Genomic DNA, 509 nt, shown 5'->3' with positions numbered 1-509 from the left:
CCGACATTCCCCAAGTGGCCTGCCGCTTGACTTCAAGATCGCCTGATTTTGCTCGCTGGGCAAGCGTTTTTCGCCCCGAGCGGTGTCTGTCGTCGCGCAAACGGCCGAAGTCGGGTGGATCAAGCCTCGAACCCGCAGCATTCTGGCCCGGCAGAGCCGCTTTTCCGCGCGGCAGACGGACCTGTCCTGCCGCTTTCGTTCAGCTTGGGCATGGATCGTGGTCATGCGCATGACGGAGGCGTTCGAAGACGGCGGATGGCGGCAAGGACGGCCCGCACCATCGGGCCGGTGACGGCGACCTCGGCCAACTGGAAGGTAATGGCGCGGGCGTGGCGGACGACGCGGGCGCCGATCTTGATCAGCTTGAGTTGCAGGCTGGTCAACGACCAGTCCGCCATGGCCTCGGGCAGTTCGATGCAGCGCAGGAAGGTTGCCAGGTTGTAGGCCAGCGCGTGCAGTTGCAGCCGCACCTCGTTGTGCCGGAACTTCCGGCATGACAGCCGCGTCCA

1 protein-coding gene is annotated in these 509 nt (G+C 65.0%); it reads right to left on the bottom strand.

Annotated elements, in window-relative coordinates:
- Positions 1-221 precede the first annotated feature (221 nt).
- Positions 222-509, bottom strand: a 288-nt coding sequence (locus tag CG51_RS18880; RefSeq protein ID WP_035747707.1) for an IS1380 family transposase, incomplete at its 5' end; no start/stop codon positions are given.

Origin of the sequence: Haematobacter missouriensis, from assembly GCF_000740775.1 — a bacterium.
GTDB lineage: Bacteria > Pseudomonadota > Alphaproteobacteria > Rhodobacterales > Rhodobacteraceae > Haematobacter > Haematobacter missouriensis.
The sequence above is the reverse complement of the archived record's forward strand: the minus strand, read 5'-3'. Positions and strand labels throughout refer to the sequence as shown.